Here is a 16,867-nt window from a genome sequence, read left to right on the forward strand (position 1 = left end):
CCTGACACGATGTCTAATGCATGCTTTGCACAGGGAGTTTGCGTCAGACGCAAACGAAGGGGGCGTCCGTGGCCGACCAGTTGGACCTCAACCTCTTACGCGTGTTCGACGCGTTGATGGACACCGGCAGCGTGTCCGCGGCCGCGACGCGCCTTCACCTGTCCATTCCGGCCACCAGCAGGGCCCTGGGCCGGCTGCGACGGGCGATGAACGACCAGATCCTGGTGCGCGCCGGCCGGGGCCTCGTACCCACCCCGTTCGCCCAGCGGTCGGCCGCCAGGGTCAAGGCGCTGCTGGAGGCCGCGGCCGAACTCCGGGTGGATGCTGCGGGAAGCGACCCGCGATCGTGGCGGCGGACCTTCGCCATCCGGGTCAACGACGGACTCAGCCCCGTCCTCGCACCCCGCCTCACGCACCGGATCGCCGCCGAGGCACCCGAGGTCCGCCTGCGGTTCGTCGCCCAGGACTCCAAGGAACCCGACCGGCTACGCGACGGCTCGCTCGACCTCGACATCGGCGTCGCCGACCCGCCCCCTCCGGACGTGCGCGCGCGAACGCTGTTCTCCGACCACTTCGTCGCCGTGGTGGCGGCGAACTCCGCCCTGGGCCAGGCAGCACGGCTGACGGTGGACGACCTGTGCGCCCACCCGCACATCTCCGCCTCCCGCCGAGGCCTCGCGCACGGGCCGCTGGACGAGGCACTTCACCGCCTGGGCCGCTCCCGCCGCGTCGTCGCCGTGGTTCCCTCCTTCGCCGTGGCGGCCCTGATGGCGCTGGAGGGGGACGTCATCTGCCTCGGCCCCCGGGTGGTGGCGGAGCACCTCGTCGAACGACAGGTGCCCCTCCGGTGGTACAAGGTGCCGCTGGAGATGCCTGCGGCCGACATCGAACTGCGCTGGCACCGCCGACTCGACGACGATCCCGCGTCCCGGTGGCTCCGCCGCCACGTGCTGGAAGCCGTCCGACCGCTCGCCGCCACGCTGCACTGAACCGGACGTGAGAACCGCGTCACTGCTCGGAGACCACCACGTCGTCCCGGCCGTCAACGAACGGCTGTGACCAGCTACTGCGGGGCAGCCGGCCGTTGCGCGGGGGAGTCGCAGGAAGACATCGCCGCGCGGTCGGACGCGCTGCGGAGAACACAGAATTCATTGCCCTCAGGGTCTCCCAACACACAGAACTGGATGTTCTGGAGTGTGAGAGATGGCAGCGGCATCTGTGCTGGTCAGGGGATCGGAAGCGGATAGCGGGCAACCTTCGCCCTTCACAGAGAGCGTGAAAGGCACACCGCGCACGCTCTCCGGCGGGCAACCCTCGCTCCCCACGCAGAGCATGGAAGATGCTCGAAACCCACTGTCCGGCACCGTGTTCACCGAGACCCTTCGGGGCGTCCGGTGCATCCGACTGTCCGTCCTGACGGACGAGACCACCAGCCCCGAGCGGCAGCGGGAAGCGTGCGACCACGTAGGCGCAGAGCTGCGGGTCACCTTCGGCGAGGGTGACGCGCTGCGCGAGGCGGTGGACCTTGACGTCAGCGCGTCCAAGACGTCCCCGTGGGAGCGCCCGCAGCTTCTGCGCTGGCTCAGCAACCCGAGCGCGTACGACGCGCTGGTGTTCTGGCGGTTCGACCGTGCCATCCGGTCCATGGGGCACATGTACGCCCTCGCCAACTGGGCGCGCGAGCACCGGAAGGTGCTCATCTTCGCCGAGGGTCTGGGCGGGGGTCGGCAGGTGTTCGACTTCCGCAACCCCATGGACCCCATGGCGGAACTCCAACTGTTCATGCTGGCTTTCGCCGCACAGTTCGAGTCGCAGTCCATCAGCGACCGCGTGAGCGGTGCGCAGGCCGCCATGCGCAAGATGCCGCTTCGCTGGCGCGGCGGGGGTCGTCCGCCGTACGGCTACATGCCCGCCCCGATGCCCGAGGAGTTCGGCGGCAAGGGCTGGACGCTGGTGCCCGATCCGGACGCCGTGGCGGTCATTGAGCGCATCGTCCGTGAGCTGCTGGAGGGTGCCACGGTGTCCGCCATCGCTGCGGGGCTGAACGCCGATGGTGTGCTGAGCCCGCGTGACTACTGGGCCGACAAGATGGGCCGCGAGCGGGGCGGCAAGACCGGTGGGACGAAGGGCTCGCACGTCGTGCGGGAGTCGTTCCAGTGGACTCCGGCGGTCATTACCCGGATGCTCCGCAATGAGGTCCTGTTGGGCTGGAAGATGCACAACGGCGTGCCCGTGCGCGATGACCAGGGCAACCCGGTCATGTGCAGCGAGACGCCGATTCTCACTCGCGAGGAGTTCGACCAGATCGGCGCCGTGTTGGACGAACGCAGCATCAACAACGGCGAGCGGTCCGACACGGAAGCGCTGTTGCTGCGCGTCATCCACTGCGATTCGTGCGGCGGGCGCATGTACCTCAACAGGCAGGAGAGCAAGAAGAATCAGGCGCCTGTCTACAAGTGCAACTACCACGCCCGGGGCGACAAGTGCGAAGCACCCGCGAACATCCGGGGAGACTGGGTGGACGAGTACGTGACAGCCGAGTTCCTGCGTCTGGTCGGCGACATTCAGACCCGAACGACCATGGTCGTCCCCGGGTACGACCCCGAGCCGGAGTTGAACGCCACCGTGGCCGAGTTCACCGCGCACCTGGAAATCCAGGGACAGCAGAAGTCCAGGCATGCCGCGCAGGAGTGGCAGCGGCGACACGATGCGCTGGACAACCGCATAGCCGACTTGGAGTCCCGCGAGAAGACCGAGCCGCAGCGCATCACCACGGGCACCGGACGCACCTTCGCCGACGACTGGCAGGCTGCCGACACGGCCGAGCGGCGCGGCATGCTCGTTGACGCCGGAGTCCGGCTGAATGTCCGCCGGGGCACCCGTGGCGGATGGCGCAAGCTCGACACACGGCGGGTGGACTTCACCATGAACGGCGAACTCGACCCCGCCGCCGAGGAGCTTTCCGCATGGGATACCAGCACGGTTCCCGAGGTACTGCCCGCAGCCGCGTAACGGCCCCATAGAGCCCCGAATAGCCCTGGTCGGCCCCCGTGGTCGGCCGGGGCTCTCTCGTGCCCGCAGACGGGCACCTGTGGCCTCGGCTCCCGCCGGCCCCGGACCGGCCGACAGCGCAAGAGGGGTGATGGGTGGTGGTTCTTACCTATTTTTTTGATTGCATAGAAAAAACTAAGAAAAACAAGAAACAGGACCACTCTCGCCACCTCGCCACCGAGATCCGGAACCCGCCGCCCTTCACATGAGCGAGGGCAGAGCGGGCAAGGTCCGCTCCCCATACAAACCGGGAAAGGCCACGACCGCACGCCCAGTGAGGAGCCCGGCAAGGTCTGCTCCCCATAACCAGTAGAGGGCCGCAACAACCTGCGGCCCGTGAAGGACGGACAACATCGTGAGCGACACCCTGAACCGGGTTGGCTATCTGGACGGCTTCCGGGACAAGGATGCGGCCCGCGCTGCCGAGTGGCAGCGAGACGAGCGCATGGAGCAGCTGACCGCGCTGCGGGACTTGAACCCCGAGGTGTACGACCGCATGGGCGCCACCGCCCACATCATGCTCGGCTACTACGAGAACGCGAAGAAGATTGCAGCCCAGTTCGGGCGCGACACTACGAAGGGCGGCAACTGATATGAGCGCCGAAATCGAGAAGGCCACCGAGCGCGTCGCCAAGCTGCGCGCACAGATCGACAAGGTTTCCGGCCCGCTGGCTGATGCCGAGGCACAGTTGCGTGCCGCCGAGGACGCCGAGAAGGCCCGACGCGCGGAACGAGAAATCGAGTACAGCCGCGAGTTCGCCGGCAATTGGCCAGAGCGAGCCAGCGAAGCAGCAAATTCCGGTGACGATGCTCGACAGCGATTCTACGATGCCCTGTCAGCGGAGCCGTGGTTCGCGGCATATGTTGAGTACCGGGCCGCCCGGCACAAGCGTGAATATGTGTTGACCGAGGCACAGCGAGCACAGCGGACTATCGGTGAAGTCGTGACCGTGCCCGAGCAGCGGTATTACGCGGCGCAGATCCTTGAAGAAATCGTTGACCGCCTTGAAAAGGAATCGGCGCAGCTTGCCGAGGAATTCAATCAGGGTCTCGTGGGTCTGCGTGAAGAATACGTGGGCGCACAGGGCGACTGAGCGGCCTGCGCCCCAGGGGGGTACTCCCCTCTATACCCAAGGGTGATCGGCAGGGAGAGAAAGAACCCTCGCCGGAGCTGTAGCCACTTTTGGAGACCCGGGCGAGCGAGAGAGGAGACCATGGCCGACCGGTACCGACCCAAGCCAGCGGCAATACGGGCCCGCGAAGGGAACCCGTCCAAGTCCGAAATTAGAGAGGGGGTGATTGTTCCGCGCGCCGTGCTCGCCGAGCCCGATTGGCGGGAGGTATTCAAGGACTCGCCGGCCGCTGAGACCCAAGCAGCCAATATCCGCTGTCGAGAAATGGCCTCGGCCGAATGGCAGCGCGTTGTGCCGATTCTCGAAGTGGCTGCCGGGCTCGGTGAGGTGGACCACTCGACCGTCAAGGATCTTTGCGTCTGCGTGGCACGGATCGACCAGGCCGAGCGGGACCTGTCCGAACGCGGACTCATGGTCACCGCTGAGCGCGGCACGGTGAAGAACGGTGCCGCCACCATCGCGGCACAGTATCGCTCCCAACTTGCCCGGTATATCAGGGAATTTGGTCTCTCGCCGAGTGCGCGAGTAGCCATTGCCTCGCCGGAGCCTGACGACGATTCCGATATCTGGGATTGATCATCCCGCCAAGTGATGACGGCGAGTCCGTTGGCAGAAATTGCAGAGGCCCCGTCCTGATTCTCCCTCAGCGGAGTCAGGGCGGGGCCTTTCTGCGTTCCGGGCCCGACGTGCCCCAACCCTGGCGAGTGGTCCGGCCAGACGCTCTCGGCGCGGCCCCGCTGCTCGCGCCCGCCGCTCCACGGCCCGAGGCGCCGACCAGGCGAGTCCATCGGAACCCCTTGGCCCGCGCGGATTCCCGCGTACGCTGATACCACATCAGCGCGTGTCGCGGGAGAGTGGCCACATGACAGACCTGCCAGCAGAGTTGACCACAGGCGAACGAATCCGAGCCTTGCGTGAGCGGCGGGGAATGAGCCGCGCAGCCACGGCGGGTCTGGTGGGTCGTTCGGCCGACTGGCTGAAGAAGATCGAAAACGGCGAGCGGGAGATTCGGGGCGTTGGCTTGCTGGTCAAGCTGGCGCAGGTTCTCCACGTCACGGACGTGTCGATCCTGACCGGGGACACGGTGAGCATCCCCGCTGACCAGCCTGGCAAGATCTCGCACCCCTCGGTGGCCGAGATCCGGAAGGCCATGCACAGCGTTGCGTTCCAGCCGGCCCCGGCCGAGGTGCTGCCAGCAGCAGTGCTTCGCGGCAGGGTTGAACAGGCTTGGCGCTTGTGGCACACCTCGGCGCACCAGCGGACCGAGGTTGGCGTTCTGCTGCCGGACCTCTTGCGCGAGACCCACGGTGCGGTTCGCGCCTACGACGGGCGGGAGCGGCGAGCGGCGTACGGTGCGCTAGCTGACCTGTACCGCCTGGTGCAACGGCTGCTGGCTCACATCAGTGAGCCCGAGCTGTACTGGCTCGCACTCGACAGGGCCCGGGACGCCTCGGAGAACGCCGACGATCCGGTATCGCTGGCTCTCGGGGCATGGACCGTCAGCATTGGTCAGCGCGCCGTGGGGTTCGTTGACGAGGCGGTGCATACCGCCGAGTTGGGCATGGCCCTTGTTCGGCCGATGCTTGAGTCGGGAAGCCCCGAAGTCCTGGCAGCCTATGGGCAGTTGCACTTGCAGGCGGCGTGCACGCACGGACTTGACGGGGTGTCTGGTCCTGCCGAACGGCACCTGGACGAAGCGGCCCGCATCGCCCGCTTGCTTCCGGGGGGTTACTGGCATCCTCAAAGTGCGTTTGGCACCTCGAACGTGGATGTGTACGGGGTTTCCATCGGGGTGGGGCTCCGGCGGCCCGGCGAAGCGCTGTTGCGGTCGGAGAGCATCGATCCGGGCACCATCCCTTCCCTGGAACGTCGTTCGCGGCTGCTGCTCGACATCGCCTTTGGCTACCACCAGAAGCGCGACATCACGGCAGCCGTGCACTACCTCGGGGAAGCGATCGGCGTGACGCCCGAGGGCGTTCGATACGTCCCCGGAGCCCGCACCCTCGCAGCATCACTAGAGCGGCAGGCAGTTGGGCCGCTCCGTCGCTCCGCCGTGGCGTTGGCCGAGTCAATCGGCGTCGCGGCCTAGCTCAATCGGTTAGGGGGACAGTTTGTCCCCCTTGCAACACTCGAATGCCCGTACCGTCCATTGGACGTGACGGGCATTCAGCATTTTGGAGGCCGAATGAGCAGCATGCCGACCAGGGAACTCCCAGCGGTACTGACGCACACGGACTGCCAGGAGACGAACCGGATCGTTACTCGGTTCGGGGACTGGAAGTTGCGCCCGGATGACCCTCGGATCGTTCCGGCGCGCTACGTCCTGTCCTGCGTGTCCGAGGACGAAGACGGCACCATGTGCGGCGAGACGTCCCGGCCGAGTGCGGACGTGGGGGCCGTGGCGGAGTGGGCGCGCACGCACACGTGGCTCAACCAGGACCACCGGTCGTACAGCCTGGACGCGGCCTCGGTCCCGATGGTGCTGGTGCCCGAGGAGGAACCGGCATGAGCCGCAAGACTCTTGTTGCCTGTGCCTTGGGCGTGGCGATCGCTCTCGCACCTGCCGCTCTGGTGCTCGCCCTCGCCAAACTCGACCCGGACACCGCGCGTCGTTGGGTGTGGTGGTTCTTCGCCCTGGCGGTCGCCATGCTCGGCGTCGTGTACAGCGGAGACTGGGAAACCTGGTGGCGCCGAAGACGGGCCCGAGCCCGCGTGCGGACCGCTCGGCGCCACGGTACGGCGCTGTGTCGATCGGCGCGGCAAGGGTGGGTCGGAAGGTGAGCGGGGAAGCCCACATACCGCCCGATGGCCCACGCTGGGCCTCGGGCTGGTGCTACCCCTGCGGAGCAACGCAGGACGTTGCACCGGTACCGGCGGTAGGGCTCCGGTCGATCCTGACCGTTTGCCCGAAGCACTACGACCGGTACTCGGAGCGGTTCCGACGTACGGTCCGGTTCCGGGCCTGGTACGGCGCGCGCTCCCGCCCGCGTGTCCGTCCGGCGCCGCAGTCTCCCGGAGTGTTCCCCCGGCACTTCGGGACGCCCGCCGGTCCCACCCGGCGGAAGGATGCGCAGGACAGCGCGCGTCGGTGGTCCTGGTTCAGCTCCCCGGCGCGAACCAGGGCCACCCCTTAGACCCCCCGGCGGGTGCCTGCTTGCCGCCGGAGGAAGTACAACCCCCACCCCGGTGACGCGACTTGGACGGACGCGGACGACCGGGGCGGGGCACAAACGGATCACGGTATGGAGCGGAGATGCACGAGTGCCCCGAGGGCCCCGGACACAAGGTCGAGACGACCACGGAACCCGGCGCCTTACAGAGCGGTCCGGGCGGGCCGGTCTGGCGGTGCCTGACGTGCGGCCGGTGGGGCGGTGTCATGACCGCCGAGTGGGCCGCGCTGTTCCCGGGTGAGCCGCAGTTGTTCCCCCTCGGGTGGACGCGCCCCGGCGAGCCAGCCCCGCTCCGCAGGACGTCCCGCCTCGGGCGTACCTAGGCGCCCCAGTAACTCCCGTTCCGGCGGGTGGGGAAGGGCCAACACCCCCGCCGGGACGGGGCCCAACCCCACATTGCCTGTTCGCACCCGGCACCAGGCCGGAGCGGGCAAGGTGGGTCTTTCGCACCTCCGAGCAACACCGAGACGTAGGAGGAAAGTTGAGCACCGCTACCGAACTCGCTCCCGTTGCCCCGTGGGGCATGGGGCGTATGGCGCCGCTGCGCAACGGCGAGCCGTCGCAGTGGCAGTACGCGGGGCTGGACCCCGCGACGCAGACCGGCCTGTGGTTCGGCGAGGACGGGACCATGAGCCCCGCCGAGCTGGGCAAGCACGGTACGTCGGTGGGCACCTACCCGCCCACCCAGGTCGGCAAGGACGGCAAGGTTGACGGCGACTCCGGCCACGACGCGACGCAGGACTAGGAGGTAACACCATGGACGGACGCCCGGTGCTGGTCTCCACCGAAGCCGAGGACCCGACCGCCGATCTGGTCATAGCGGAGTTGAACCGGCGCCGGGTGCCCGTCCTCCGGTTCGACCCCGGACGAGACTTCCCGGCCCGCGCGGCGCTGGTCGCTTCGATCACGGCTGACGGCTGGTCGGGAAGTCTCACGGTGGGCAAGCGCACTGCCGATCTCTCCCGCGTCCGCGCGCTCTACCATCGGCGGCCGAACCCGTACGCGCCGCAGAGCGACCACCAGGCCGAACGGTTCGCGGCGCAGGAGAACCGCCGGGGGCTCAACGGGGTACTCGGCGCACTTCCGGGCTGCCTCTACCTGAGCCACCCGCAGGCCATCGCCCGCGCCGAGTACAAGCCCGCGCAACTCTCCCTCGCCTCCCGGCTCGGGCTGCTGGTCCCGGCGACGCTGATCACCAACCATCCGGCCGAAGCGAAGCTGTTCGCCGCCGCGCAACCCACGATCTACAAGCCCCTGCATGCCGGGGCGTACCACGTGGACGGCGAGCCGGCAGGTATCTGGGCGGCATCGGTCGAGCCGGGGGAGATCACCGACGCCGTGAGCACCTGCGCCCATCTCTTTCAGGCGCAGGTGCCGAAGTCCGGCGACGTGCGCGCCGTGGTGGTCGGGGAGCAGGTGTTCTGTGCGCTGATCACTGCCCCTCCCGGGGTGCTCGACTGGCGCAGCGAGTACCGGAATCTGAGTTACGAACCCGTGGACTGCCCCGGGCCGGTCCGGGTCGTCCTGCTGCGGTTCCTCGGTGAGTTCGGCCTGCGCTTCGGGGCGTTCGACTTCGCCGTGACCCCCGAGGGTGAATGGTGGTTCCTGGAGTGCAACCCGAACGGTCAATGGGCGTGGCTGGAGCACGCGGCGGGCCTGCCGATCACGTCCGCCATCGCCGATCTTCTGGAGAACGGAGTAACCGAGTGAACGAGTCTGAAGGGCTGCGGGCGGTGCTGGCCGCACAGCTCAAGGAAGCGGGGGTGATCCTGACTGCCGAGTGGGAAGCTGCCGTGCTGGCTGTCCCGCGTGAGGCGTTCCTGCGGGACGGCTGGTTCGAGTACGACGGCGACGGGTGGTATCGGCCCGCGTCGCTGGAGAAGTCGCCCGAGCTGATCGGCCGCGTGTACGAGGACGACACGCTGGTGACGCAACTCGCCGGCTGCGTGGTGCCCCGACAGGTTGAGGGCCGGTTGGCGCAGGTGCCCACGTCGTCTTCGACGCTGCCCGGCCTGGTGGTCCGGATGCTCGAAGACCTGCGAGTGCAGTCCGGCATGTCCGTGCTGGAGGTGGGCACCGGCACCGGCTACTCAACTGCTCTGCTGACGCACGTCCTTGGCGACGACCAGGTGACGTCGATCGAGGTGGACGCGGACGTGTCGGCGCGGGCGTCCGTGGCGTTGGGCGGACTCGGCTACTGGCCCGAGCTGGTGACCGGTGACGGGCTCGCCGGTCACGCCAAGGCGGCGCCGTATGACCGGATCATCGCCACGTGCGGGGTCCGGACGGTTCCAGCCGAGTGGGTCGCGCAGACCCGGCCGGGTGGCGAAATCCTGGTGACCGTGGGCGGCTGGATGAATGCTTCCGAGCTGGTGCGGCTCACAGTGGCCGAGGACGGTACGGCAGCCGGTCCGGTGCTCGGCGGCGGTGTGTCGTTCATGCTCGCCCGCCCCCACATGCCCCCGCCGCTCGGCATGCTGCCCGCGCTCGACCGGGGCGAGGCCCGTCCGGCGGGCATCGGCGCTGACGTGCTCGACCAGTGGGCAGCGCGGTTCGTGGCGCAGTTCGCGGCGTCCACGGCGCAGTACTTCGCCATGCCTCGGAACGGACGCACCGAGCACGTGTTGGTAGACGTGGACGGCGGGTCTTGGGCCGTGGTGTTCGAGGACGGGGGCCGGTGGCTGGTCCGGCAGGGCGGCCCGGTCCGGCTCTGGGACTCCGTTGCCGAGCTGATCACCCGGTGGCGCGTCGCGGGTGAGCCCACGGGCGAGCGGCTGCGGATGGTCGTCAGCGCCGAGGGCCAGCGGATCGAGTGGGACTGATCCCGGAAGCTACGGGCCCTGTCCGGTAGGCCCCATGTACGACGATGCCCCGTGCGGTCTCGCTGACCGTGCGGGGCCTCTTGCGTGCTCTGACGTGACGGTATGCTCAGCAGAACTGGTAGTCGCGTGTGTTGGGGTCCGCGAGGACGGCCCAGCCGGCACCATCGGGTTCCCGGCGATCGTCGACGAGAGTGGCCCCGAGGTTCAGCAGCCGCTCGACCTCCTCCTCGCGCGTGGTCTCCGGACGCAGGCACAGGTGGACCCTGTTCTTGATCGTCTTCGGTTCCGGCACCTGGTGGAAGTACAACAGTTGGCCCTCCGGCAGCATCACCGCGGTCTCCGGATCACCCGGGCCGTCCTCCGGGTGCAGCGGATGACCGAGCACCTCACTCCAGAACCGAGCCAGCCCGTAGGCATCCGCACAGTCGATCGCCACGTTCTGCAACACCGAGACCATGCACGCGAGCCTGCCCGAAGCGCCGCTCGGTCCGCTACCGAATTGCGGCCGGACAGTACCGACTGGGCAGCACCGGCGCTTTCGCCACGAGCCCCGGCTCGGCTCACCCGGGACTTCGCCGCGCTACTGCGCGCGGAGAGTTTCGCCGAGACCGTGGAACTGTTCGTACCTCCTCTGCGCGCTGCCGTATCCGCCGAAGCGCTGCGGCTCGCCTGGGCGGCCGAGGCCGCGGGACGGGGAGGGGTCAGGGCGATCGGGGAGCCGGTGAGCGGGCCCGGAGAAGCCGACCCGGTGCGCGTCCGAATCCCGGTGACCTGCGCGGACGGCAGCTTCACCGTGGTCACGTCGGTCGGCGCCGACGGCCTGCTGCACGGTCTGCGGCTCGCCCAGGACGACGGCGCCGAGTGGCAGCCGCCGCCCTACGCGGACCAGGCCCGGTTCACCGAACGGGAAGTCCGGCTCGGCGCCGGTCCGCTCGCCGTACCCGGCACGCTGAGCCTGCCCGCCGGCCCCGGACCGTGGCCCGCCGTCGTACTGCTCAGCGGCGGCGGCGCGTTCGACCGGGACGAGAGCAGCGGCCCCAACAAGCCGCTCAAGGACCTCGCCTGGGGGCTCGCCAGCCGACAGGTGGCCGTGCTGCGCTTCGACAAGGCCACCTTCGCGCACCCGGACCACCTGCCCTCGGACTTCACCATGGCCGACGAGTACCTGCCGCCCGCGCTCGCCGCCGTCCAACTGCTCCGGCGACAGCCCGGGGTGGCCGCGGACCGGATCCACCTGGTCGGCCACAGCATGGGCGGCAAGGTGGCTCCCCGAATCGCCGCCGCCGACCCGTCGATCGCGGGACTGGTGCTGCTCGCCGCGGACGCCCAGCCGATGCACGAGGCGGCCGTCCGGGTGGCCCGCCACCTCGCGGCGCTCGCCCCCGGCCCGGGCATCGACGACGCGGTGGCGGCGCTGGCCCGACAGGCCGCGCTGGTGGCGGGCCCCGAACTCATGCCCGACACGCCGTCGGAGCTGCTGCCGTTCGGACTCTCCGCCGCCTACTGGCTCGACCTGCGCGCGTACGACCCGGTGGCCACGGCGGCCGCACTCGACCGCCCGATGCTGATCCTCCAGGGCGGCCGGGACTACCAGGTCACCGTCGCCGACGACCTGACGCGCTGGCAGGACGCCCTGGCAGAGCGGCCCGAGGTGGCGATCAGGATCCACCAGGACGCCAACCACCTCTTCCTCCCCGGCAGTGGCCGTGCGACCCCGGCCGAATACGCGCGACCGGGGCACGTGGAGTCGGCGGTGGTGGATGAGATCGCGACCTGGCTGGCGCGGTGTCGGTAGGGGCGGGCCGGCGCGGCCGTGGCCTTCGCATTGACGTTCATCAGGCCACTGGTGGTTGTCGTAGGGCTGCTCGCTGTGGACGGTGCGTCCATGCACCGCGCACTCCAGCACGACGACGGCACTCTCGACCGGGGCGGTCGTCCCATCCGTCGCGTTCCTCCGATCTCGGCGTCGATCTTCACGTAGAGTGCGGTCAAGCGGGTCTCCAAGTCGGGTGCCACAACCGGGTCTTGGGGGCCTTCGTCGCATCCGTGCGCCCGAACGCCCGGCCCATCGATCGACAGAGCTCAGTCCCGCGTTGACCGAACGGAGCCCAAGCGCCATGCCGGACACCACCCCCGCCAGCCCTGGCCCTCGTGAGGTCCTGGCCCGCTACCAGCGGGCGATGCTCGACAAGTCAGCGGACGACCTGGCCGATCTTTACACCGTCGACGCCGTCCACGAGTTCCCGTTCCTCTTCCCCGGCATGCCCGCGTGCTACCAGGGTCGCGAAGAGGTCCGCGCGGGCTACCGGGCGGCCTGGGGCGCCAGCCCGGCGCAACCGCAGGAGATCCGCGAAGTCGCCGTGCACGAGAGCACCGACCCCGAGGTGATCACCGTCGAGCAGGTCGTCACCGGGACCGTGACCACAACCGGCCAGACCTTCAGCATTCCCGGCCTCCTGGTGATCCGGGTCCGCAACGGCCGGATCGTGCACGTCCGCGACTACATGGACGGGCTCGGCGTAGCCCACGCCATGGACCGACTGGCCGCCGTGGTCGCCAGCCTCGGCGACCGTCACTGAGAGCCTGACTTCGGACTTGTTCATCCAGGGACGGCTGCCCGGCTGCCCGCGCGGGCCGTCGAGGGGGGCCGTCGCGTTCGCGGAAGAGGATGCGCCAATTCCGCTCGTGTGCGCGGGTGTTGGGAACTCCGAGGCATTGCCGACTGTTACAAGGCGGTGACGATCCGCTCACAACCGAAGTGTGGAGCGCGGCGTCCCTACAGATGACAGAGCCCGAATCGCGCCGACCGTGCTCTTCGGGCCGAGCAATCACCTCCCCTTGAAAGGGGCACCCGTGATCGTCTCCAAGCGGAACTCCCTGCGCCTGGCCGCCGTGACCACCGTCGCCGTGCTCTCCCTCGGGCTGGCGGGCACCGCCGCCATGGCGGCCGCCCCGACCGCCTACCCCACCTCCACCACGCAGCAGGCGACGGCGCAGCAGGCCGCCGCGCAGGCCGGCATCACCGCCAAGCCGTCCGTCACGTCCGTCCAGGCCTGGCAGCTGTTCCGGGTCAACGGCACCACCACCGGCCTCAAGGCGGGCACCAAGGTGACCCTGCAGCAGAAGCAGCACGGCAAGTGGGTCACCCTGCCGGCTTCCGTCCCCACCAACCACAACGGTTCCTACTCGCTCGGCGTGAAGCTCGGCATCAAGGGCCTGAACGAGCTGCGCATCGTCAGCGGAGACGTCGCCTCCCCCGTGTTCACCGTGACCGTGCGCTGACCCACGGCCCTCGGCCCACAGCCCCCCGGCGCCGGGCGGTGCGGTCCCGCTCCCGAGCGGCCACCGCACCGCCCGGCGCCGGACGTGGGAACCAACTGCGGCGACGTTCAGTGGGGGCGCACCCAGTCCGGTGTCCAGGTGCCCGGGGCGTCGTGGCCCGGCGTGGTGGCGGCGAGGTGGGTGCGGAGGGTGGCGAGGGCTGGGTGGGGGTTGTCGCGGTGCCAGAGGAGTGAGTGCGGGTAGACGGGCGTCGGGCTGGTCACCGGGATGCGGCGCAGGCCGTGGTCGGCGGGCCAGGCGAGGCGGGTGTGCTCGCCCATGAAGGTGGCCAGGGCCGGGGTGTCGGCGATGGTGTCGAGGAGTGCGTCGGAGCCGAAGTTGGGTCCGGTCGCCTCGATGGTGAGGCCGAACTCGGCGACGAGGTCGTCGTAGTAGGCGCCCCACTCGGTACCGGGGACGATGCCGGGCATCCAGATCCGGTGCCCGGCGAGCTGGGCGACGGTCACCGACCGGGCGCCCGCCAGGGCGTGGGCGGGACCGGTGAGGAGCTGGAGCGGTTCGTCGATCACCCGGACGGACTCGATGTCCTCGGGAAGGGGCCGGCCGGGCGCGACGACGGCGCGGAAGGACGCGTCGATCGCACCGGAGCGGATGGCGGTGACGGCCGTCTCGATCTCGAACAGCATCATCACGTCGAGGTCGATCTCGGGATGCGCGCGGTGGAAGCCGCGCATCAGGCCCGACGCCGCCCCGCGCGAGTTGATCACGTCGACGCGCAGCGGACGGCGGCCGGGGCGCACGGACTCGACCGCGCGCTCGGCGGCGCGCAGCAGCTCGCGCGCGTGGGGCAGGAACGCCTGCCCGTCGATGGTGAGCTCGGCCCCGCGCGCGGTGCGGGTGAACAACCGCACGCCGAGGTTGCGCTCCAGCGCGGCGATGCGCTTGGAGACGGCCTGCTGGGTGACGGCCAGCTCGGCGGCCGCCTCCTGGAACTGCCCCGCGTCGGCGGCGGCGACGAAGGTCCGAACGGTGTCGAGGTCCATGGCGGCACTCTATAGGTACAACTGGTGGTTGTGGGTTGATGGTCCTGGGGTTGTTTGATCCCCGGGGATGAGGCGCGCTTTGATGCTTCCGATCGCCGATCGGTTGTGCGGGGGGAGTGGCTTTCGGTCCGCCGAATCGTGTCCCCGCACCGACCGGGTGCCGCTAAGCAAGGAGAACACTCGCGTGAGTACCGCCCCCGCACTTGACCCCGAGCACACCGCTCTGCTCGTCCTGGACTGCCAGCCCGCGATCCTGGCTGCTCTGCCCGAGGGCGGAGGCCGGGAAGCCCTGCTCGACCGTGTGGAAGCGGCCATCGCCGACGTCCGCACCAGCGGCGGCACCATCGCGTACGTACGCGTCGGCTTCACCGAGGCCGACTGGGACGCGATCCCGGCCACCAACAAGTCCTTCGCCCCGCTGGCCCGACACCGCGTCATGCACCACGAGGACCCTGCCACGGCCATCCACGAGCGCCTGGCCCCCCGGGACGACGACCTCGTCGTGCGCAAGACCCGCTTCGGCGGCATGTCCAACACCGACCTCGACCAGCAGCTGCGCGAGCGCGGCATCACCACGCTGGTCGTCTCCGGCGTCAGTACCAGCGGTGTCGTCCTGTCCACCGTCCTCGACGCGGCCGACCGCGACTACCGGCTCTACGTCCTGTCCGACGGCGTCGCCGACCCGGACACCGAAGTCCACGACGCCCTGCTGCAGAAGGTCCTCCCCTCGCGGGCCCACATCATCGACACCGCCGAGCTGCGCACCCTGCTCCGGGCCGGCTGACTCGAACCGTCGAACCGCCGACGCCCGGCAACAGCGGTGCCCCGTCGAGGTGGCCGCCGTGGGCGGGACAGGTCGGCCAGGGGATGTCGGTCGGCCCCGGCTGTCAGTACGCCGGGGCCGATCAGTACAGTCGGCGTCCTTCGTGAGACCTGGGAGGGGTGCATGGACATCGGCACGATACGTGCGGCGATCGGGCCGGAGAGCGCGGACGAGGTGACCGGATCGGGCATCTATGTCTGGGTGGACGTAGGGGCAGTCGGTCATCCGGTGCTGTACATCGGCAGGTCGGGCAACGTGGCCAGGCGAACGAGAAACGAGAGGACGTGGACCGAGCAGTTCCGGGACGCGCGTCGCCGTGGAAACACCCTGTGGTACTCGGCCGGCTGCGGGCTCTCCCCGGTCCTGGCGGCTGCCGCGGATCCGCAGGCGTTCATGTGGGCCCTTGGGAAGGAGGACGCGGGCGCTACCGAGACGGCGCTGATCCGCTTGGCCGCGATGACCGGCGGCACGCCGCCCGCCCAGGGAGCCGGCTGGGGCTGGGGCCGTGGAGACCAGGCGGGAAGTCCGGACCCGGTTCACCAGCTGTTGAGCCGCTGGTTCGAGGGCGATCACCTGGTGCGTCAGATCGCAGAAGCCGACGTCTGACTCGCCGGGCAGGTCGGGTCCGCCGACCGGGTCACTTCGGTACGGCCAGGTCACTCCGTTACGGGCAGGCACTCGGTGAGCAGGGCGACGATGTCGTGCCAGGCGCGCTGAGCGTGCCGGGGGTGGTGGCCGACGCCGGGGAGCACGGCGTGGCCGACCGTCGGGTGGTGGAAGGCGTGCAGCGCGCCGCCGTAGACCACGAGGCGCCAGTCGACGCCCGCGGCCTGCATCTCGGCGGCGAACGCGTCCCGTTGCGCGGGCGGCATGATCGGGTCCTCCGATCCGACCCCGGCCCAGACGGGGCAGCGGATGCGCGCCGCCTCGCCCGGTCGGCCCGTGGTCAGGGCGTTGACCGTGCCGATCGCGCGCAGGTCGACGCCGTCGCGCCCGAGTTCCAGGGCGATCGCGCCGCCGGTGCCGTAGCCGATGGCGGCGATCCGGTCGGGGTCGGTCCGCGGTTCGGCGCGCAGCACGTCGAGCGCCGCGTGGCCGATGCCGCGCATCCGGTCGGGGTCGGCGAGCAGGGGAGTGATGCGCGTCAGCATCTCCTGCGGGTCGGTGAACCAGCGCCCGCCGTTGATGTCGAAGGCCATTGCCACGTAGCCGAGTTCGGCGAGGGCGTCGGCCCGGCGGCGCTGGAAGTCGTTCAGCCCCGGCCCCTCGGGCCCGACTAGGACCGCGGGTCGGCGGCCGGTACCGGCCGGGAGCGCGAGGTGCCCGATCATCGTGAGGCCGTCGGCCGGGTACTCGACCGTGCGCGTGGTAACCGTCGTCATGGGACCGGACTGTAGTGAGCGTCGAGCCCGGGCGGGCCGGTTTTTCGCCGGCGGCAGAACGGCGCGGGTGTACCTCGGACGATGCGGCGACGGCAGTGGTGGGGGGCGGGTGGGGCGGCGGGCGGCGGCGACGCCGTAGCCTCGAACGCCAGGCCCAACCC

19 protein-coding genes are annotated in these 16,867 nt (G+C 69.8%); 16 read left to right on the forward strand and 3 right to left on the reverse strand.

The window, feature by feature from the left end:
- The first annotated feature begins 68 nt into the window (after positions 1–68).
- The 11 genes from ACFWPI_RS08005 (at position 69) to tgmC (ending at position 10,176) form a co-directional block, all read left to right on the forward strand.
- Positions 69–989 (forward strand): LysR family transcriptional regulator, encoded by a 921-nt coding sequence (locus tag ACFWPI_RS08005; protein WP_380370966.1) that lies wholly within the window; start codon positions 69–71, stop codon positions 987–989.
- Between the two features lie 343 nt (positions 990–1,332).
- A complete protein-coding gene (locus ACFWPI_RS08010) occupies positions 1,333–3,012 on the forward strand; it encodes a recombinase family protein (protein WP_380371009.1) in 1,680 nt (559 codons plus the stop codon).
- A 394-nt stretch (positions 3,013–3,406) separates the two neighbouring features.
- The gene (locus ACFWPI_RS08015; protein WP_380370969.1) at positions 3,407–3,643 is read left to right on the forward strand and encodes a hypothetical protein; all 237 of its coding nucleotides are present in this window, start codon (positions 3,407–3,409) and stop codon (positions 3,641–3,643) included.
- Between the two features lies 1 nt (position 3,644).
- Entirely contained in the window at positions 3,645–4,145 is a 501-nt protein-coding gene (locus tag ACFWPI_RS08020) for a hypothetical protein (RefSeq protein WP_380370972.1), read from the forward strand.
- A 120-nt stretch (positions 4,146–4,265) separates the two neighbouring features.
- Complete coding sequence (locus ACFWPI_RS08025; RefSeq protein WP_380370975.1) at positions 4,266–4,760, forward strand: phage terminase small subunit P27 family; 495 nt, start codon at positions 4,266–4,268, stop codon at positions 4,758–4,760.
- Between the two features lie 286 nt (positions 4,761–5,046).
- The gene (locus ACFWPI_RS08030) at positions 5,047–6,273 is read left to right on the forward strand and encodes a helix-turn-helix domain-containing protein (protein WP_380370977.1); all 1,227 of its coding nucleotides are present in this window, start codon (positions 5,047–5,049) and stop codon (positions 6,271–6,273) included.
- A gap of 243 nt (positions 6,274–6,516) precedes the next feature.
- The gene (locus ACFWPI_RS08035; RefSeq protein WP_380370979.1) at positions 6,517–6,693 is read left to right on the forward strand and encodes a hypothetical protein; all 177 of its coding nucleotides are present in this window, start codon (positions 6,517–6,519) and stop codon (positions 6,691–6,693) included.
- Entirely contained in the window at positions 6,690–6,965 is a 276-nt protein-coding gene (locus ACFWPI_RS08040; protein ID WP_380370981.1) for a hypothetical protein, read from the forward strand. Before ACFWPI_RS08035 ends, ACFWPI_RS08040 begins: the two co-directional genes overlap by 4 nt.
- 870 nt (positions 6,966–7,835) lie before the next feature.
- Positions 7,836–8,099: a putative ATP-grasp-modified RiPP gene (gene tgmA / locus ACFWPI_RS08045; protein WP_380370984.1), complete on the forward strand. Its 264-nt coding sequence runs from the start codon at positions 7,836–7,838 to the stop codon at positions 8,097–8,099.
- 11 nt (positions 8,100–8,110) lie between these two features.
- Positions 8,111–9,064, forward strand: a complete 954-nt coding sequence (gene tgmB, locus ACFWPI_RS08050; protein WP_380370986.1) for an ATP-grasp ribosomal peptide maturase — start codon at positions 8,111–8,113, stop codon at positions 9,062–9,064.
- 23 nt (positions 9,065–9,087) lie between these two features.
- A complete protein-coding gene (gene tgmC, locus ACFWPI_RS08055) occupies positions 9,088–10,176 on the forward strand; it encodes an ATP-grasp peptide maturase system methyltransferase (protein WP_380370989.1) in 1,089 nt (362 codons plus the stop codon).
- Positions 10,177–10,282: 106 nt separating this feature from the next.
- Here the strand turns inward: tgmC and ACFWPI_RS08060 are convergent, their stop codons facing one another.
- Positions 10,283–10,633: a VOC family protein gene (locus ACFWPI_RS08060; protein WP_380370992.1), complete on the reverse strand. Its 351-nt coding sequence runs from the start codon at positions 10,631–10,633 to the stop codon at positions 10,283–10,285.
- A gap of 291 nt (positions 10,634–10,924) precedes the next feature.
- Between ACFWPI_RS08060 and ACFWPI_RS08065 the strand changes: the two genes are divergently transcribed.
- The 3 genes from ACFWPI_RS08065 to ACFWPI_RS08075 all read left to right on the forward strand — a co-directional run bounded on the left by ACFWPI_RS08065 (position 10,925) and on the right by ACFWPI_RS08075 (position 13,458).
- Positions 10,925–11,971 (forward strand): alpha/beta hydrolase family protein, encoded by a 1,047-nt coding sequence (locus ACFWPI_RS08065; protein ID WP_380370994.1) that lies wholly within the window; start codon positions 10,925–10,927, stop codon positions 11,969–11,971.
- Positions 11,972–12,293: 322 nt separating this feature from the next.
- The gene (locus tag ACFWPI_RS08070) at positions 12,294–12,755 is read left to right on the forward strand and encodes a nuclear transport factor 2 family protein (RefSeq protein WP_063352552.1); all 462 of its coding nucleotides are present in this window, start codon (positions 12,294–12,296) and stop codon (positions 12,753–12,755) included.
- Positions 12,756–13,029: 274 nt separating this feature from the next.
- A complete protein-coding gene (locus ACFWPI_RS08075) occupies positions 13,030–13,458 on the forward strand; it encodes a hypothetical protein (protein ID WP_380370997.1) in 429 nt (142 codons plus the stop codon).
- Positions 13,459–13,565: 107 nt separating this feature from the next.
- Here ACFWPI_RS08075 and ACFWPI_RS08080 read toward each other — a convergent pair whose 3' ends face one another.
- Positions 13,566–14,501 carry a LysR family transcriptional regulator gene (locus ACFWPI_RS08080; RefSeq protein WP_380374339.1) on the reverse strand — a complete coding sequence of 312 codons (936 nt, stop codon included), beginning with the start codon at positions 14,499–14,501 and terminating at the stop codon, positions 13,566–13,568.
- Positions 14,502–14,685: 184 nt separating this feature from the next.
- Between ACFWPI_RS08080 and ACFWPI_RS08085 the strand changes: the two genes are divergently transcribed.
- Together ACFWPI_RS08085 and ACFWPI_RS08090 are read left to right on the forward strand one after the other, a co-directional pair.
- On the forward strand, positions 14,686–15,285 hold the full coding sequence (locus tag ACFWPI_RS08085) for a cysteine hydrolase (RefSeq protein ID WP_380374342.1): 600 nt from the start codon (positions 14,686–14,688) through the stop codon (positions 15,283–15,285).
- A gap of 162 nt (positions 15,286–15,447) precedes the next feature.
- Positions 15,448–15,930 (forward strand): hypothetical protein, encoded by a 483-nt coding sequence (locus ACFWPI_RS08090; RefSeq protein WP_380374345.1) that lies wholly within the window; start codon positions 15,448–15,450, stop codon positions 15,928–15,930.
- 50 nt (positions 15,931–15,980) lie between these two features.
- Here the strand turns inward: ACFWPI_RS08090 and ACFWPI_RS08095 are convergent, their stop codons facing one another.
- Positions 15,981–16,706 (reverse strand): dienelactone hydrolase family protein, encoded by a 726-nt coding sequence (locus ACFWPI_RS08095; RefSeq protein WP_380374347.1) that lies wholly within the window; start codon positions 16,704–16,706, stop codon positions 15,981–15,983.
- Positions 16,707–16,867 lie beyond the last annotated feature (161 nt).

Origin of the sequence: Kitasatospora sp. NPDC058492 (assembly GCF_042720685.1) — a bacterium.
In the GTDB taxonomy this organism is placed as follows: domain Bacteria; phylum Actinomycetota; class Actinomycetes; order Streptomycetales; family Streptomycetaceae; genus Kitasatospora.